We start from the raw sequence: 16245 nt of genomic DNA, 5'->3' as shown, positions 1-16245 counted from the left end.
TCGAGTCCTGGCCTCAGCCGAGGTCGGCCGCGACCAGCTCTGCCAGCTTCGTGACCGTCTCGGGGGAGTTGTTGCCATAGACGAGGTAGGCCTGGCCGTCCTGCTCGTGGACGAGCATGTAGGCCCGGTTGCCTGCGTCCTCCGGGCTGAGGTCGGTCGCGTCGTATTCGATCCAGTCGAGGCCACCGACCTGCACGGTGCCCGTCGGAGTGCGCTCGCGTGTCGCGTCCAGCAGCCAGGTCGGGTTGACGCCGATGCCCTGGCTGACCCCGACGTACTCGGTGGGGGCGCCCTGCGGCCCGACCAGGAAGCCGATGTACCACTCGCTGACGCCGTCGGCGCTCGTGCGGATCTCGGCTTCGTTCGCCGTCCAGTCCGCCGGAACCTGAGGCACGACCAGCGGGGCGGCGAAGTCGCCCTGCGCGCTCTGCGCCTCTGACGCGAAATCGACATCGAAGGTCACGGGAGTGTCATTGCGCGGCACGATCGCCACGATGAACAGCACGAGGCCGAGCGACACCAGGAGCGAGTAGACGAGGTTGTTGATCGTCTTGCGCTTCCGGTACAGCCGCGAAGACTCGGCCTTGCGCGCAAACGTCTCCTCCGGGGTCTCCGGTCGTCCGAGCTCCGCGACGACCGGTGGCTGCTTCTGCTTGGCCATCAGGCCTCGTCCAGAGCTTCGTCGTCGCGTCGACGTGCCGCCTCGAGGCGCTTCCTGGCGCCGAGGAGCCAGGACTCGCAGTGCGCGGCGAGCTGCTCGCCGCGCTCCCAGAGCTTGAGCGACGCCTCGAGGGAGGCGCTGCCCTGCTCGAGCTGGCTCACGACCGAGATGAGCTCGTCGCGTGCCTGCTCGTAGCTGAGCTCGGCGATGTCGGTCTGTTCCTGCATGGTGGTCATTCTACGTTCGCCTCCGTTGCGCCGTCCGGGGCGCCTGGTGTGATGATGGCCTCGCCGCCGAGCGACGAGGCTGAGATGCGGCCATCGGCCGTGCGGATGCGGAGCTCGGTCGACGCGGGTGCGTCCTGCCATCCGGTGACGAGTGACTTCGCATCACCGTCGACGCGTTCGACGATGGAGTACCCGCGCTCGAGCGTGCCCTGTGGCGAGAGGCCACGCAGGTGCCTCGCCAGCGACTCGAGCCGGTCGTGCTCTCGGTCGATTCGCCGAGTGATGAGCTCTTCGCCGCGCTGGGAGGCGCGCATGAGCTCCTCGCCGCGCTGGTCGATGATCCACGATGGGTTGGCGAGCGCTGGCCGTGAGACGAGCGACTCGAGGGCGTTGGACTCGCTGCGCACACGGTCGACGATGCGCTGCAGGATGCGGGCTCTGGCCTGCTGGACGCCGGCGAGCTCCTCTGCGACGTCCGGTACGACGCGCTTGGCGGCGTCTGTCGGGGTGGAGGCGCGCAGGTCGGCGACGTCGTCGAGGATCGGACGGTCGGCCTCGTGGCCGATGGCGCTGACGACGGGCGTGGAGAGCGTCGCGACGAGGCGCACGAGGCTCTCGTCGCTGAACGGCAGCAGGTGCTGGAAGTCGCCGCCGCCTCGGGCGACGATGATGACGTCGACCTCGGGGTCGGCGTCGAGCTCGCGGAGCGCGGCCGAGACCTCGGCAACGGTCCGCTCGCCCTGCACGGGGGTGTGGATGGTGCGGAACTGCACCGCTGGCCAGCGGAGCTCGGAGTTGCGGCGCACGTCCTTCTCCGCGTCGGACTCGCGGCCTGTGATGAGACCGACGGTGCCCGGCAGGAAGGGGAGGGGCTTCTTGCGTTCGTCGGCGAAGAGGCCTTCTGCGGCCAGCTGCTTGCGGAGTCGCTCGAGCCGTTCGAGGAGGTCGCCGAGCCCGACGTGCCGGAGGTCAGAGACCTGCATCGACAGCGTTCCGCCCTTGACCCAGAAGTCGGGCTTGATGCTGGCGATGACGCGGTCGCCCTGCTTGAACTCGCCGTCGAGGCGCTGCACGACACTGCGCCAAGCGGTCACGGACAGGGTTGCGTCCGCGTCGAGGTCCTTGATCTTCCCGTAGGCGTGCCCACCGCGGATGCTCCAGCCGGTCAGCTCTCCCTCGATCCAGACCGACCCGAGCCGTGCGATCCAGTCGCGGACGAGCTCTGAGACGACGCTGACGGGCCACGGCGCATCCGGCGTTGACTTCGGGGGCTGGATGACGACCACGTGCCTCTTCTCGAATCTGATGTCTCCCGCTGCGGTCGCGGAGGGAGCGTGCTGCTGGGCGCAGAGAATCGGCCGCCGCATGCGAGATCGAGGATATCGCGTGCGGCGGCCGATGCTTCAGTGCTGTGGAGAACCCAGCCTGCCCGGGTCGGGTGGCCAGGTGGCTCGCCCGGGCAGGCACGTGGCGACGTCAGCGTGACTGCTGTCGCCACGCCCTACGTGGAGGTTGGCGTCGGCATCGGCAGGGCGCCGCTCGAGATCGCTTCGAGCAGTTCACCGTGCATCAGGATCGCGGCGATCGTGAAGCCGAAGATCGTGATGAGGGTGACGACGGCGCCGATGATCGGGATCCACATCGCCCGCTTGCCGGCCTTCCAGCGGACGAGCGTCAGGTACAGCGTGAGGGCGTAGATCGCCGGCAGTACCAGGACAGCGGTGGTGGACAGGGAGCCGAGACCCTCAGGTCGCACGTAGCCGCTGATCCCGAAGTCCTCGTAGAGCAGGGCCATCTGGCCCGCCAACGAGTTCTCCGTGAACGTCGTCATGTTCAGGACTGTGGCGACGAGGCCGAGCACGAGGAACCCGATGCCGAGGAAGCGGTCGTTCTTCCGCTTTACCTCCTGCACCGAGTCCTGCGGCTCGGATCCCGGCGTCACGCTCACGCGGCCGAGTGACCGAACGAGCCGAGCTGCTTGGTGGCCTCGATGATGCGAGCCGCCATAGCGGTCTCGGCCTTCTTGCCCCACGAGCGGGGGTCGTAGACCTTCTTGTTGCCCACTTCGCCGTCGATCTTGAGGAAGCCGTCGTAGTTCTTCAGGACGGTGTCGGCGACGGAGCGGCTGAACGCGTACTGCGTGTCGGTGTCGATGTTCATCTTGATGACGCCGTTGCGGACCGCCTCGGCGATCTCCTCGTCGGTCGATCCCGATCCGCCGTGGAAGACGAGGTCGAGCGGCTTGGCACCGGTGCCGTACTTGGCTGCGAGGCCTGCCTGGATCTCCGCGAGGAGCTCGGGGCGCAGCTTGACGTTGCCCGGCTTGTAGACGCCGTGCACGTTGCCGAAGGTGAGCGCGGCCATGTAGCGGCCGCGGTCGCCGAGGCCCAGCGCCTCGACGGTCGCGATGGCGTCGTCGAGCGTCGTGTAGAGGTGCTCGTTGATCTCGTGCGCGACACCGTCTTCCTCGCCGCCGACGACGCCGATCTCGACTTCGAGGATCTGGTTGTTGGCCTGCGTGAGCTTCAGGATCTTCGACGCGATCTCGAGGTTCTCCGTGAGCGGCACTGCGGAGCCGTCCCACATGTGCGACTGGAAGATCGGCTCGCCGCCGCGCTTGATCTGGTCAGCGGATGCCTCGAGGAGCGGGTAGACGAAGCCGTCGAGCGCGTCCTTCGGGCAGTGGTCGGTGTGCAGCGCGACCGTGATCGGGTAGTTCTTCGCCACCTCGTGCGCGAATGCGGCCATGGCGAGGGCGCCGGAGGCGCGAGCCTTGACGGACTGGCCGGCGAAGTAGTCGGCACCGCCCGTGGTGACCTGGAGGATGCCGTCTGAGCCGGCTTCGGTGAGACCCTGGAGGACGGAGTTGATCGTCGACGAGCTGGAGACGTTGATCGCTGGGTACGCGAAGCCGCCTTCCTTGGCTCGGTTCAGCATCTCGGCGTACTGGTCCGGTGTTGCGATGGGCATATGTGCTCCTTCAGCGCTTGGAACTTACGACTGAAGTCTAGCCAGGGCCGCCGACTTTCTCCGAGCGCGCGTACTAGGGTTGAGAACCGGATGGCGCGGAGCAATGGTGTCGTGTGATTGCTCGGCGAGAACGTCCATAACGCCAGCGAAAGGGACCCTTGTGACCTCATCTTCCGCCACTTCAACTCCGGAGCACGGGCAGCTCTTCGCGAACCCCGACCGCAACCTCGCTATGGAGTTGGTGCGTGCGACCGAGGCTGCGGCCATTCGGGCCACGCCGTTCATCGGGCGAGGTGACAAGAACGCCGCCGACGGTGCGGCCGTCGACGCCATGCGCAAGTTCCTCTCGACCGTCGATTTCGCCGGCGTCGTCGTCATCGGCGAGGGCGAGAAGGACGAAGCCCCGATGCTCTTCAACGGCGAGCAGGTCGGCAACGGGCAGGGCCCCGACTGCGATATCGCCGTCGACCCGATCGATGGAACGAGCCTCACGGCCGCTGGCCGGCAGAATGCGCTGAGCGTCATCGCCGTGGCCGACCGCGGCTCGATGTACAACCCGAAGGACCTCTTCTACATGGAGAAGATCGTCACGGGTCCCGAGGGCGTCGGCGTCATCGACCTGGCTCGCCCGATCGCCGAGAACATCCGCGCCCTCTCCAAGGCGAAGAACAAGCCGGTCGAGGACATGGTCATCGCCGTGCTCGACCGTCCGCGTCATGAGGAGCTCATCAACGAGATCCGCGCGGCGGGTGCCGGCACGCAGCTCATGCTCGACGGCGACGTCGCCGGTGGCATCAATGCTGCGCGCGGCACTGGTCGCATCGACATGTGCGTCGGCATCGGCGGCACTCCTGAGGGCATCATCACGGCGTGCGCGATCAAGGCGCTCGGCGGCGTGCTGCAGGGACGCTGGTACCCGCGCAACGCCGAGGAGCGCGAGCGGGCGATCGCTGCCGGGCACGACCTCGACGCAGTGCTCACGCAGGACGACCTGGTCCGCACCGAGAACACGTACTTCGTGGCGACGGGTGTGACTGACGGTGGGCTGTGCGCCGGGGTTCGCCGGTCCGGCAACCGCATCTTCACGGACTCGGTGGTCCTCCGCTCCCGTTCCGGCACCGTGCGTCGTGTGACGGCCGAGCACCTCGCGGACAAGTGGCTCTGATCATCTTCCGCAGCTGACGCAGTTCTTCTGGAGCTGCCGCCAAAGCGCTGCCAGTCTGATGTTCCCGGCGTTCACCGTCGCGGCATCGGGCTGGCAGCGTTTGTCGTTGAGGAGCCGTTCGCGTGCGGTTCTTCCGGGAGTTCGCCCGTTCGAGGGGTCGGGGTCAGTGCTCCGTGAGCTCGGGCTGCGTTTCTCGATGCTCAGTGAGTTCGGGCGCGGTGAGCCCGCGGAGCTGCTCCTCGACGGGGCGCGGCGTGCTGATGGGGGAGCCGATGTTGAGGGCGTCCAGCTTTCGCGCGGTGGGGAGGACTCGTGTCTCGAGGGAGCCCAGGAACGCGTTGTAGGTGGTGGTGGCGCCAGCCAGCGACCGACCGAGCTTGTCGATGTGGGTGGCCAGCGTGCCGAGACGCGTGTGGAGCTGGGTGCTGAGTTCGAAGATCTCGTGGGCCTGGTCTTCGAGCACGTCCTGCTGCCAGGCGTAGGCGATGGCGCGGAGGGTAGCCCAGAGCGAGACGGGAGACGTGACCGCGACTCCGCGGTGGATCGCGTCCTCCAGGAGCGACGGGTCGGAGGCGACTGCGGCCGAGAGCGCCGACTCGCTGGGGACGAACGCGATGACCAGTTCGGGGGATCCGGGCACCGCGCTCGGGTAGCCGCGCGCGGCGAGGGCGGTGACGTGTGATCGGAGGGCTTTCGCGTGGTCGCCCATGAGGCTGCGCCGGCGTGCGGTCTCCTCCTGGTCGCCGAGTTCGCTGAGCTGGCTCGCGGCGAGATACTTCGCCATCGGGGCCTTCGCGTCGATGACGAGGTGCTTGGCCCCTGGTAGGTGCACGATCATGTCCGGGCGGCCCGCGCCCTGCTCCCCGGTGAGCGTGACCTGCGTGTCGAAGTCGACGCGCTCGATCATTCCGGAGGCCTCGACGATGTTGCGAAGCTGGGCCTCGCCCCACACGCCTCGTGCCTGGTTGGACTGCAGCGCGGAGGCGAGCGAGTCGGTTGTCGCCCGCAGGCGCTCGTCTGCTTCGTGCTGGTTGCGGAGCTGCTCGCTGAGCTCGCCGTGCTGCTGCAGGCGCTGCTCCTCGATAGCGGCGACGGCGCGGCGCATGAGCTCGAGCTGCTTGTTCACCGGGGCGAGCGCCGTGAGCACCTGCTGTTCGCCGACGTCCTTCGTGCGGCGCGCCTCGAGCTGCGAGCGTTCCCGTGCGAGCACCTCCTCGAGATGCTGCTCGGCAGTGGAGCGTGCCTCGCTCGCAGCGAAGGCGCGTGCGCTGGCACCCGCGAGCTCGGTCGCCAGCTGTTGGCGCTGGTTTGCTCCTCGCATCGCGGCGATCGCGAATCCGACGATGAGGCCGAGCAGGAGGCCGATGACGAGCGGGAGAAGGTCCATGCATCCACCCTCGCAGGTGCCTCCGACATTTCAGGCGAAGGTGGCCGCCGCGGTGAGTGTCGCGGCGAGTTCCCGCTCCCTGCTGAGCTCGATGCGCTCGATGTCGACGCCCGCCGACGCGCCCACGTCGGCGAGTTCCACAGCGCCCAGCCTTCGCGAGACGTCGACGACGATGGCGGCGCTCGCTTCCGCATCGGAGACGGGGTCGTGGTGCACGAGCGTCGTGAACCCTGCCGCCTCCGCGGCCACCGGGAGGCGGTAGGAGTGCAGCTCGTAGCTGCGTCTCGCGAGTCGGAGCGAGCAGAAGTAGGCGAGCGGTGGGAGCGTCGTGTTCGTCGCAAGGCTGATCGTGACTGCCACGCCGATGTCGAAGCGGGCGTTGTGCGCGACCAGCACATCGTCTCCGACGAAGGCCAGGAGACGGGGCAGCTGCTCCTCCCAGGTCGGTGCGTTGCGCGTCATCTCCCGGCTGATGCCGTGCAGCTGGACGTTGAAGGGCAGGAACGCGTCGTGGGGCTGAGGGGGCTGGATGAGCCAGCTCGCGCGCTCGACGACGGCACCGTCCCGCACCTTGACGAGTCCGACGGCGCACGCTGAGGCGGGGGAGCCGTTGGCGGTCTCGAAGTCGATCGCGGTGAAGTCGATGGTCACGTCATTCATGGTGGCACGAACCTGGCGTCGGTCGAATCGGGTGTGGCGCATCCGGTGGGCAAGTACGATAGGTGCTCGTGGCTCTTACTCTTGGCATCGTCGGCCTGCCCAACGTCGGCAAATCGACCCTTTTCAACGCACTCACGAAGAACCAGGTTCTCGCGGCGAACTACCCGTTCGCCACGATCGAGCCCAACGTGGGGGTCGTCGAGCTGCCCGATGCACGGCTGAAGGTGCTCGCCGAGATCTTCGGCTCTGAGCGCATCCTGCCCGCCGCCGTGTCGTTCGTCGACATCGCGGGCATCGTGCGTGGCGCGAGCGAGGGCGAGGGGCTCGGCAACCAGTTCCTCGCGAACATCCGCGAGGCGGACGCGATCGTCCAGGTCGTGCGTGGCTTCGAGGACGGCGACGTCGTACACGTCGATGGCAAGGTCGAGCCCGCGAGCGACATGGAGACGATCAACACCGAGCTGATCCTCGCCGACCTGCAGACCATCGAGAAGGCGCTCCCGCGCTTCGAGAAGGAGGTCAAGCAGAAGCGTCTTGACTCCTCCGTGCTCGAGGCAGCGAACGAGGCGAAGGCGGCGCTCGACGAGGGCACGCTGCTCTCGGCCACCAAGATCGACCTCGAGCCCATCAAGGAGCTCGGCCTGCTCACGGCCAAGCCCATGATCTTCGTCTTCAACATCGACGAGGCCGCGCTGAGCAGCGAGGAGAAGCTGGCTGAGCTCGCGGCGCTGGTCGCTCCGGCGAAGGCGATCTTCCTCGACGCGCAGACCGAGTCCGAGCTCATCGACCTCGACCCCGAGGAAGCCGCCGAGCTCCTCGCGTCGCTCGGTCAGGATGAGTCGGGCCTCAGCCAGCTCGCCCGCATCGGCTTCGACACGCTCGGGCTGCAGACCTACCTCACCGCGGGCCCCAAGGAGTCGCGCGCGTGGACGATCCGCAAGGGCTGGAAGGCACCGGCGGCGGCCGGCGTCATCCACACCGACTTCGAGCGCGGCTTCATCAAGGCCGAGGTCATCTCGTTCGAGGACCTCGTCGAGACCGGCTCCACTGCCGAGGCTCGCGCCAAGGGCAAGGCCCGCATGGAGGGCAAGGAGTACGTCATGCAGGACGGCGACGTCGTGGAGTTCCGCTTTAACGTCTAGCGTTATTGACGCTCTGCGTTATACGCTGACCTCGTGATCAGATCGTTCGGGAGCAAGGAAACCGAGCGCATCTGGCGTGAGCGGTATGTCAAGGGCGTCGATCGGGCGGTTCAACGAGCAACCCTGAGGAAGCTCGAGCTGATCCATGCGGCGAAAGATGCGGAAGATCTGACGATCCCTCCGGGGAATCGCCTGGAGAAGCTGGGTGGCCATCGACGTGGTCAACACAGCATCCGTGTGAACTCCCAGTGGCGTATCTGCTTCGTCTGGAGAGAGGGAGGGGCGGAAGATGTCGAGCTCATCGACTATCACTGATGCGGATGCGATCGAGCCGATCCACCCGGGGGAGATCCTGATGGAGGACTTCCTCGAGGGGTTCAGCATCACGCAGAACAAGCTCGCGGTGTCCATTGGTGTGCCTCCGCGTCGGATCAACGAGATCGTGCACGGCAAGCGCGGCATCACCGCGGACACAGCGATCCGCCTGGCCCGGTACTTCGGGACGTCGGAGGAGTTCTGGATGAACCTGCAGTCGAACTACGAGTTGCGGCTCGAGCGCAGGGCCCTGCACGACAAGGTCGCCGCGATCACACCGTTGAAGGTCGCATGACGGATCTGTCGATCGGTGTCTCTGCGCACGGTGACGTCGTCGACGCTGGATGCCAGTCCCAGTGACTCCGGATGCCGCGGATGGCGTGAAGCGGTCGTTCCCCACTCCGCCTCATGGGGCTGGAGTCGAGATCGACCCGCCGGATTCCTCGCACGTCCCGGCCAGGGAGCGTCGCGCATCCCCACTCGGTGGGCGCAAACCCGTGACCGCGGAGCTGGCACAGTTCCAGACGCCGGATGAGCACGCCATGGACGACATCCTCCCCGTCGACCTCGCGACGGTGCGGCTGCTCATCGTTGGCGTCAACCCGGGACTGTGGACGGCCGCGGTCAATGCCCCCTTCGCGCGGCCCGGGAACCGATTCTGGCCATCACTGAACCGGGCGGGCCTCACCGACCACACGGTCGACGCATCGCGTGGCCTCTCTGTGCCAGACGAGCAGCAGCTGCTCGGCCGGGGCATCGCGCTCACGAACCTTGTGGGCCGAGCGACGGCGCGTGCCGACGAACTGACGCCCTCGGAGCTGCGCGACGGCGGGCGGCGAGTCATCGAGCGCGTGCACGAGATGCGGCCCGACGCTGTCGCCGTCGCCGGGATCACCGCATTCCGCACCGCGTTCGGCCTGCCGAAGTCGAAGCTCGGGCGTCAGGAGACGGGGACTGTCGTGGGCTGGCCGGAGGACGTCGCCCTGTGGGTCGTCCCGCAACCCAGCGGGCTGAACGCGCACGAGACGATCGACACCCTCGCCGCCAAATGGCGAGAAGTCTGGGATTCGCTTCCTGCTGAGTGACGACGCAGACCTCGCGTCATGAACACCCCAGGCATGCTCCGTCAGGACGCCAGCGGCACCTGGGCGGCGGCAACGCGGTGCGGGTACTCGGCCTCGCGCCCCTGGAAGCTCAGGATGCTCGGGTTCTGGATCACACCATCCCGGATCTCGATCGCTCGAGTGAGCGTCGCGCTCTCGGCCCACGCCTCCGGGCCTTCGAGGACGGGTCGGAGGAACGGGAGCAGGGCCTCGCTGATGTCCCAGGTGGCGGAGTTCCACAGGTAGGACGGGCTGTGGTCGACGGCGTAATAGTTGACGCCCTGCCCGACCGTGAACATCGGCTGCTCGAACGTCGTGGGCCGTGCCCACTCGAACCCCATGCCCTCGTCGCAGGACACGTCGATGATGAGGCTCCCCGTCGAGAACCGTGCGAGGTTCTCCGTGAGGAGGTAGGTCAATGGTGCGGCGACATCCTGGAAGGTGCAGTTGACGACGATGTCGTAGGTGGCCAGGAAATCGGGGAGGAGCCAATCGCCCTGCTCGGTGCTGACGGTACTGAGGTGCGTCGGCCCGTCATCCGTGTTGAGCTGCGTGATGTGCGCGTTGTGGATGGGGGAGCCCACGGCCGCCGCGCCGCGCTGCGTGAGCACCTCGATGTCGTGGATGCCGTGTGCGTTGAGCGCCGTCACCGCGCCTCGAGCGGTCGCACCGAAGCCGATCACCACGGCCCTGAGGCGAGGGCCGTAGAGGCCCGTCAGCCCGATGAGGCTGAGCGCGTGGATGACGGAGCAGTAGCCGGCGAGCTCGTTGTTCTTGTGGAAGACATGCAGGCTCATGTCACCCTGCGGCGTCCAGTGGTTCATGGCCTCGAACGCGATCAGCGTCAGCTTCCTGTCAATCGCGAGCTGCGTCACCTCGGGGTCCTGGACGCAGTGCGGCCACCCCCAGAGCACCCGCCCTGGTGCGAGCGCCGCCACATCCGCAGCCTGCGGCTTGGGGAGCAGGAGCACGTCAGCGGATGCGAGGACCTCGGCTCGCTCGGCGACCCTGCCGACACGCGATTCCACGTAGCCGGGCTCGAGCTGGAAGTCGGCCCCGTAGCCGCGCTCCACGATCATGCGAGCCCGCACGTCCGCGTCGATCCGATCGAGGTGATGCGGGTGGAGGGGAAGCCGGCGTTCGTTCTCCATCGAGGAGTCGGCGAGGACACCGAGCGAGAGCAGCGGAGCACGGGTGGAGGCGACAGCGAACGACATGGGATCCCATCATTGGGGAACCAGAGTCAGCTCCTGCCCTGACAGTACGCCCATTTCGGGCAGGCACATTCGCTAGGGTGACCGGCAGCCACCTTCCCCAGCGTCCAAGCGTGCGGTGACCTCGGGAAGCAGACCGCAGCCTGGAGGCCCAGATGATCGCGTACTCAGAGATCGCCACGCTCGACCCCGAGCAGCACGAGCGCATCCAAGCCCTGTTCGAACGCAGCTCCGCGATCTGGGATCTTCCTGAGGACGAGGGCAAGCTCGAGATCTGGGATGAGTTCATCGAGGACTGCGAACGCGCCGAGTTCCCTCACCTCATCGCGAGCGCCCGCTTCGGCCAGTACACGACCCTCGTCAAGGCGGGACTCGCAGTCCCAGCGCTCGATGCGTACGTGCGGCTCATGCAGGTCATCCACCGCCACGGCGACCTCATCGCGCCCGAGAACGTCGGGCGCATGCTCAACTCCATCGCGACCGCGAGCATGAGGCTCGTCGACGACCCGACGGTGCCGCTCGAGCAGATCACCCGCGCCATCGACCTCGTCGAGCAGCAGATACGACAGCGCGGTGCCGACATCGTGGGCGTCTACGTGGCGCGAGCCGTGGTCTCCGCGGCCAGGGGAGACGCCGAGGCGACGTTCGACTGGATCCAACGGTGGCGATCCGAGAACAGCGTCGAGTGGCGGCCGGACGACTCCGGCGTCATCCAGATGGAGCTGCCGCTCGTCGCGCGCTTCGATCTGCCGCGCGCGACGGAGACGCTCGAGCAGCGGCTGCGGATGCTCGAGATCGACCCGGGCCAGCTCGACGCCACGCGTTCCGACGCGGAGAACGCCACGCCCCTCCTCATCCTGCTCGCCTTCTTCTACGTGCGCGCTGGCCGTCGAAGCGATGCGAACCTCATCGCCGACCAGCTCCTCGCCGGGGTCGGGGCCTCCCGACTCGCGCGAGACGGGGTCGCGGAGTTCCTCATCCCAGTCCTCGAGGAGCGTCCGGAGGCCGCGCTCGAAGCCGTCGACCACACCCTCCGCAACCTGCACCTCGACGGGAGCGACTGGGAGGCCACCGCCGCCACGGCGCGCAACCGCATCCTCGCCGATCCGATCGGGGACGAGGGCGGGCTGCTGCGAGCGCTCGCCGTGGAGGCTGCCGCCTCGCTCGACCGACGCGGCGGAACCGACGTGCACTCGCGGGAGCTCGACGAGTTCTGGTGGGCCGGCCTGCCCGCACCGACACGACCGGAGGTGGTCGACGACGAGGACGTCTGGGGTGACGTGGAAGAGCGAGCGGAGACGATCCTCGCGTCCGGCTGGCTGCCGCGCACCGCCTCGGTCAGCATGGATGAGCCGCCCATCTCCATCAAGCACCGCTACGTCGCGCACCTCGGCGCCACCATGGACCTTCTCTCCGCCGAGACATCCGAGGACGCCGACGCCCTCGCGGCCTCGCTCTCCGCACGCTCAGAGCAGCTGAAGTGCGCCACCACTCGGTACTGCGTGCCGCTGCTGCATGGCCTGCGCGCTGGTCAGCAGGGCGATATCGCGACGCTCGTGCGCCACTTCCGCGCGGCTCAGGTGGAGCTTCGGAACGACTCGGACGCGATCGAGGACTCCATCGCGGCCATCGGCGAGCGCTTCTTCGCCGTGACCGTCGACCAGGCCGTCGCCGCGCCCGAGGTCACGTGGCCGGAGATCGAGGAGCTCATCGAGGCGGAGGTGCGCCTCCGAGCGGTCACCGGGGGACCCACCGCCCACCTCACGCTCGCGCGCGCGGAAGTGGCGGCTCACCGCGGCGACACGGCGTCGCTGCGCGCCGCCCTCTCGCAGCTCGGACCCCAGCTCGAAGCGGAGGGCAAGCTGCTCGATCGCGTCACGGTCGACCTCGAAGTCGTTCGCCTCACCGCGTTCGCGGCACCTGCGTTCGCGGCGGCCACCGCGAGAAGGATCCTCGCGGACGGCGATGCTGAGCAGGTGCGCGCCGCGACGGCCTGGCTGTGCTGGCTGGACGCTCGGTCAGGGGACAGGGCTGCCGCCTCGGCCGAGCTGGCCCGCATCCTCGAGAGTGTCGACGGCGACGTGGACGCGTTCGGTCCGCTGCCCGGATGGGTGCTGCTCGAGGGGATAGCCGCACCCGGCACCGAGCTTGGGCCGCTCATCGACGCGCTGCTCGCGGACGTCGACGAGTCGCCGAGCGACCTGATGATCTTCGCCGCGTGCGGCAGCGCCCTGCTCGCCACGGCCCCCGACGACCCTCGAGGGCCGGACCTCCGTGCGCGCGCCGCCGACATCACCCGCCGGCTGGATGCGCGAAACGGCGATGACCGGTGGAGCACCTGGGTGCGCGACAGATGGTTCCCGGGCAACGCCTCCTTCGGGGTGACCGCATGAGTGGCGAGAGCTTCCGCGTCGACCTGCGCGGCATCGTCGACATCCTGTCCCATCACCTGTACTCGAGTCCGCGCGTGTACCTCCGCGAGCTCATGCAGAACGCCAGGGACGCGGTCGTCGCCAGGAGCGAGCTCGATCCGACCGCGCCCCAGGAGATCGCGGTCGAGGTCGAGGACGGCGGGGCCGTGCTGGTCCGCGACCATGGCATCGGGCTGACCGAGGAGGAAATGCGGTCGGTGCTCGCCACCATCGGGGCGTCGAGCAAGCGCAGCGACTTCACCAGAGTGCGCCGACAGTACCTCGGGCAGTTCGGCATCGGCCTCCTCTCCTGCTTCCTCATCGCAGATCGCATCGAGGTGCGCTCGCGCAGCGCTCGCTCGGCGGACGCGCCGACGATGAGCTGGGTTGGGAGCTCGGACGGCACGTTCACGATCACACCCGCGGAGACCCCGTTGCCGGACGCGGGCACTGAGGTGCGCGTTCAGGCTCGCGCCGACGACCGAGAATGGGTCGACCCGGTGCGGGTGCGTCTTCTCGCCGAGCGCTTCGCCAGCCTGCTTGAGCTCCCGATCTCGTTGCGAACGACTCCCCGGCAGCCGGCGGAGCTCGTCAGCACCAGGACGCCACCGTGGCGGACCTCCGATTTCGAGGCAGCCGAGTGGTGTCGCCGTGAGCTCGGGTTCACGCCCCTCGCAATGCTCCCCGTCGACGTCCCGACCGCGGGTGTGGTCGGCGTCGCCTTCATCTCGGACAGCCCGGGGCGGGTCGGGAACCGACACGGCGACACGGTCTACTCGCACGGCATGTTCGTCGCCGACGACAACGTGCAGCTCGCTCCGAACTGGGCCTACTTCGTGCGCCTCGCCGTCGAGGGAGGTGGCCTGCCCCTGACCGCGTCCCGCGAGTCCCTGCAGGATTCGTCGGCGATCGGCGAGGTGAAGGCGCAGATCGGGACGCAGCTCCGGCAGGGCATCGAGCACTTCGCGCTACGCGATCCCGTCGGCTTCGACCGGTTCATGGACGTGCACGCGAAGGGCATCCTCGCGATGGCGGCGGGGGACGACGACATGCTCGACCTCGTGATCGGCCACGTGCCCTGGGAGACCAGCGAGGGCACGATGACCCTCGCCCAGATCCTGCGCATCTCGGACGACGTGCAGTACACCGCCTCGATGACCGACTTCACGGCGTTCGCGCCGCTGCTTCGCGCGAGGAAGGCGCTGCTGGTGAACGGCTCCTACGTGTACGGGAGCGAGATCCTGCGCAAGGTGCGCGAGCGTCGTGGGCACGCGGCGCGCGTTCGGGCGTTCGACCCGCACTCGTTTGTCGACGAGCTGCCGGAGCCGAGTGACGATGACGCTGCGGCTCGAGGATTCGAGTCGCAGGCGCGCATCGTCCTCGACCGGCTCGGGGTCGATCTCGACCTGCGGGAGTTCGCCCCGGCATCTACCCCATCCCTGTTCGTCGCTGCTCCGAGCGAGCAGTACCGGGGCCAGCCGGCCGATGCCGACGCGGAAGCGGACCCGTGGGCGGACCTCCTCAGCGCACCGGCGTCGCCGCCCACGCGGCCGAGGCTCGTCATGAACGTGTCGAGCGAGGCGGTGCGCTCGCTTGGGCAGGTGCGCGACGAGCGCGTGCGTGCCGAAGCGATCAGCGGACTGTACGTCATCGGCCTCCTGAGGGCCGGCGAGACGCTCGACGAGCGGCACGGTGAGCTGCTCAGCAGCACGCTGCACACGCTGATCGCCGCGGCGGGCTCCAGGGAGTGACAGGGCGAGGAGACCGGGAGTAGGGTCGCGGTCACGGGCCGATCTCACGTCGACGGAAGGACTCCCGATGTCCGACACCACCTGCCACATGTCCATCTCCCTGGACGGCTTCGTCGCGGGCCCCGAGCAGAGTGCGGAGCATCCGCTCGGCCGAAGAGGGCACGAGCTGCACGGCTGGCACATCGGCGACCCACGGGCGACCGACGCCGACGAGGTCGCGACCGGCTGGCTCATGCGACCTCGCGGCGCCTACGTGATGGGGCGGAACATGTTCGGTCCCGTTCGCGGCGAGTGGGATGAGGATTGGCGCGGGTGGTGGGGTGACGAGCCGCCATATCACGCGCCGGTCTTCGTGCTCACGCATCACGCACGCGACCCCATCGAGATGCAGGGCGGCACGAGCTTCCACTTCGTCACGGGCGGCTTCGACGCGGCCTACGCCAGGGCCGTCGAGGCCGCTGGAGGCAAGGGCGTCGACATCGCCGGCGGCGCTTCCACCGTTCGACAGGCGCTCAACGCGGGGGTTGTCGACGAGCTCACGCTCGACGTCGCGCCCGTGCTGCTCGGCTCCGGCGAGCGGATGTTCGACGGCGTCGAGGCGTTCGACTACGAGCCCGTCGAGGTGCTGCACTCGCCCCTGTCGACGCACATCCGCTACCGGAGGTCGGCCCAGCGCTGACCGCACCAGGCCGACAGCAGTCTGCCGGTCGATTCTCCTCGCGGGGCTCAGCTCAGCCGGCGGCCTTGCGGACGTGGTCCGCGATGGTCTTCTCCGTCTCGGGGGTGAGGCTGATGAGCGCGAACGACGTCACCCAGAGGTCGCCGTCGTCGAGCTGCGCTGCCTCCTCGAACCCGAGCGTCGCGTACCTCGTCGTGAACTTCGATGCCGCCTTGAAGAACACGACGACCTTGCCGTCGGCGTCGGTGTAGGCGGGGAACCCGTACCAGGTCTTCGGCATGAGCTGCGGGGCGACCTCCTTCACGATGCGGTCGACACCCTCGGCGAGCGCTCGATCCTCGTCCGTCATCTCTGAGATGGCCTTCTGGATGGCGGCGTCGCCAGCGGCGCGGTTCTTCCCGGCCTTCTGCTCAGCGCGCAGCTCTGCGGCGCGCTGTTTGACCGCGTCCCGCTCGTCCTTCGACAGTCCAGCCGTCTTCTCCGCCATAGCGAGCTCCTTCTCCGTGTTCCTGACCGGTGGTTCAGGACCAACGTACGACCCATCGGGGCTCCGTGCTTCT

General features: G+C 68.2%; 17 protein-coding genes. 8 read left to right on the top strand and 9 right to left on the bottom strand.

What is annotated here, in order from left to right:
* Positions 1-13: 13 nt before the first annotated feature.
* The 5 genes from GV007_RS10445 to fbaA all read right to left on the bottom strand — a co-directional run bounded on the left by GV007_RS10445 (position 14) and on the right by fbaA (position 3858).
* On the bottom strand, positions 14-661 hold the full coding sequence (locus tag GV007_RS10445; protein WP_160072395.1) for a DUF4245 family protein: 648 nt from the start codon (positions 659-661) through the stop codon (positions 14-16).
* Positions 661-897 (bottom strand): exodeoxyribonuclease VII small subunit, encoded by a 237-nt coding sequence (locus GV007_RS10440; protein WP_104241634.1) that lies wholly within the window; start codon positions 895-897, stop codon positions 661-663. The genes GV007_RS10445 and GV007_RS10440 overlap by 1 nt, the downstream gene beginning before the upstream one ends.
* A complete protein-coding gene (gene xseA / locus GV007_RS10435; protein ID WP_236558456.1) occupies positions 894-2174 on the bottom strand; it encodes an exodeoxyribonuclease VII large subunit in 1281 nt (426 codons plus the stop codon). Before xseA ends, GV007_RS10440 begins: the two co-directional genes overlap by 4 nt.
* A 215-nt stretch (positions 2175-2389) precedes the next feature.
* On the bottom strand, positions 2390-2836 hold the full coding sequence (locus tag GV007_RS10430; RefSeq protein WP_146081981.1) for a DUF6264 family protein: 447 nt from the start codon (positions 2834-2836) through the stop codon (positions 2390-2392).
* The gene (gene fbaA, locus GV007_RS10425) at positions 2833-3858 is read right to left on the bottom strand and encodes a class II fructose-bisphosphate aldolase (protein ID WP_104241631.1); all 1026 of its coding nucleotides are present in this window, start codon (positions 3856-3858) and stop codon (positions 2833-2835) included. The genes GV007_RS10430 and fbaA overlap by 4 nt, the downstream gene beginning before the upstream one ends.
* A gap of 232 nt (positions 3859-4090) precedes the next feature.
* On the opposite strand from fbaA, the gene glpX reads away from it, so the two are divergent.
* Positions 4091-5023, top strand: coding sequence for a class II fructose-bisphosphatase (gene glpX, locus GV007_RS10420; RefSeq protein WP_228502914.1), 933 nt, complete (start codon positions 4091-4093; stop codon positions 5021-5023).
* 163 nt (positions 5024-5186) lie between these two features.
* Here the strand turns inward: glpX and GV007_RS10415 are convergent, their stop codons facing one another.
* Both GV007_RS10415 and GV007_RS10410 read right to left on the bottom strand, forming a co-directional pair.
* Entirely contained in the window at positions 5187-6410 is a 1224-nt protein-coding gene (locus tag GV007_RS10415; RefSeq protein WP_160072389.1) for a DNA recombination protein RmuC, read from the bottom strand.
* A gap of 30 nt (positions 6411-6440) precedes the next feature.
* Positions 6441-7070 carry a 3'-5' exonuclease gene (locus GV007_RS10410; RefSeq protein ID WP_236558454.1) on the bottom strand — a complete coding sequence of 210 codons (630 nt, stop codon included), beginning with the start codon at positions 7068-7070 and terminating at the stop codon, positions 6441-6443.
* 68 nt (positions 7071-7138) lie between these two features.
* Between GV007_RS10410 and ychF the strand changes: the two genes are divergently transcribed.
* From ychF to GV007_RS10390, 4 genes are all read left to right on the top strand, one after another.
* The gene (ychF, locus tag GV007_RS10405; protein ID WP_104242123.1) at positions 7139-8212 is read left to right on the top strand and encodes a redox-regulated ATPase YchF; all 1074 of its coding nucleotides are present in this window, start codon (positions 7139-7141) and stop codon (positions 8210-8212) included.
* 33 nt (positions 8213-8245) lie between these two features.
* Complete coding sequence (locus GV007_RS10400) at positions 8246-8527, top strand: type II toxin-antitoxin system RelE/ParE family toxin (RefSeq protein WP_160072387.1); 282 nt, start codon at positions 8246-8248, stop codon at positions 8525-8527.
* The gene (locus GV007_RS10395; RefSeq protein ID WP_160072385.1) at positions 8502-8822 is read left to right on the top strand and encodes a HigA family addiction module antitoxin; all 321 of its coding nucleotides are present in this window, start codon (positions 8502-8504) and stop codon (positions 8820-8822) included. The genes GV007_RS10400 and GV007_RS10395 overlap by 26 nt, the downstream gene beginning before the upstream one ends.
* Positions 8823-9024: 202 nt before the next feature.
* Complete coding sequence (locus GV007_RS10390) at positions 9025-9612, top strand: mismatch-specific DNA-glycosylase (protein WP_442960376.1); 588 nt, start codon at positions 9025-9027, stop codon at positions 9610-9612.
* Between the two features lie 41 nt (positions 9613-9653).
* Here the strand turns inward: GV007_RS10390 and GV007_RS10385 are convergent, their stop codons facing one another.
* Entirely contained in the window at positions 9654-10847 is a 1194-nt protein-coding gene (locus GV007_RS10385; RefSeq protein ID WP_160072381.1) for a N(5)-(carboxyethyl)ornithine synthase, read from the bottom strand.
* Between the two features lie 152 nt (positions 10848-10999).
* On the opposite strand from GV007_RS10385, the gene GV007_RS10380 reads away from it, so the two are divergent.
* The 3 genes from GV007_RS10380 to GV007_RS10370 all read left to right on the top strand — a co-directional run bounded on the left by GV007_RS10380 (position 11000) and on the right by GV007_RS10370 (position 15685).
* Positions 11000-13237: a hypothetical protein gene (locus GV007_RS10380; protein WP_160072379.1), complete on the top strand. Its 2238-nt coding sequence runs from the start codon at positions 11000-11002 to the stop codon at positions 13235-13237.
* Positions 13234-15006, top strand: coding sequence for an HSP90 family protein (locus GV007_RS10375; protein ID WP_160072377.1), 1773 nt, complete (start codon positions 13234-13236; stop codon positions 15004-15006). The genes GV007_RS10380 and GV007_RS10375 overlap by 4 nt, the downstream gene beginning before the upstream one ends.
* Positions 15007-15073: 67 nt before the next feature.
* Complete coding sequence (locus tag GV007_RS10370; RefSeq protein WP_160072375.1) at positions 15074-15685, top strand: dihydrofolate reductase family protein; 612 nt, start codon at positions 15074-15076, stop codon at positions 15683-15685.
* A gap of 52 nt (positions 15686-15737) precedes the next feature.
* On the opposite strand, the gene GV007_RS10365 is transcribed toward GV007_RS10370, so the two are convergent.
* Positions 15738-16172, bottom strand: a complete 435-nt coding sequence (locus tag GV007_RS10365) for a hypothetical protein (RefSeq protein WP_160072373.1) — start codon at positions 16170-16172, stop codon at positions 15738-15740.
* Between the last annotated feature and the right edge of the window lie 73 nt (positions 16173-16245).

The organism is Pseudoclavibacter sp. 8L, assembly GCF_902506465.1.
In the GTDB taxonomy this organism is placed as follows: domain Bacteria; phylum Actinomycetota; class Actinomycetes; order Actinomycetales; family Microbacteriaceae; genus Pseudoclavibacter.
The sequence above is the reverse complement of the archived record's forward strand: the minus strand, read 5'-3'. Positions and strand labels throughout refer to the sequence as shown.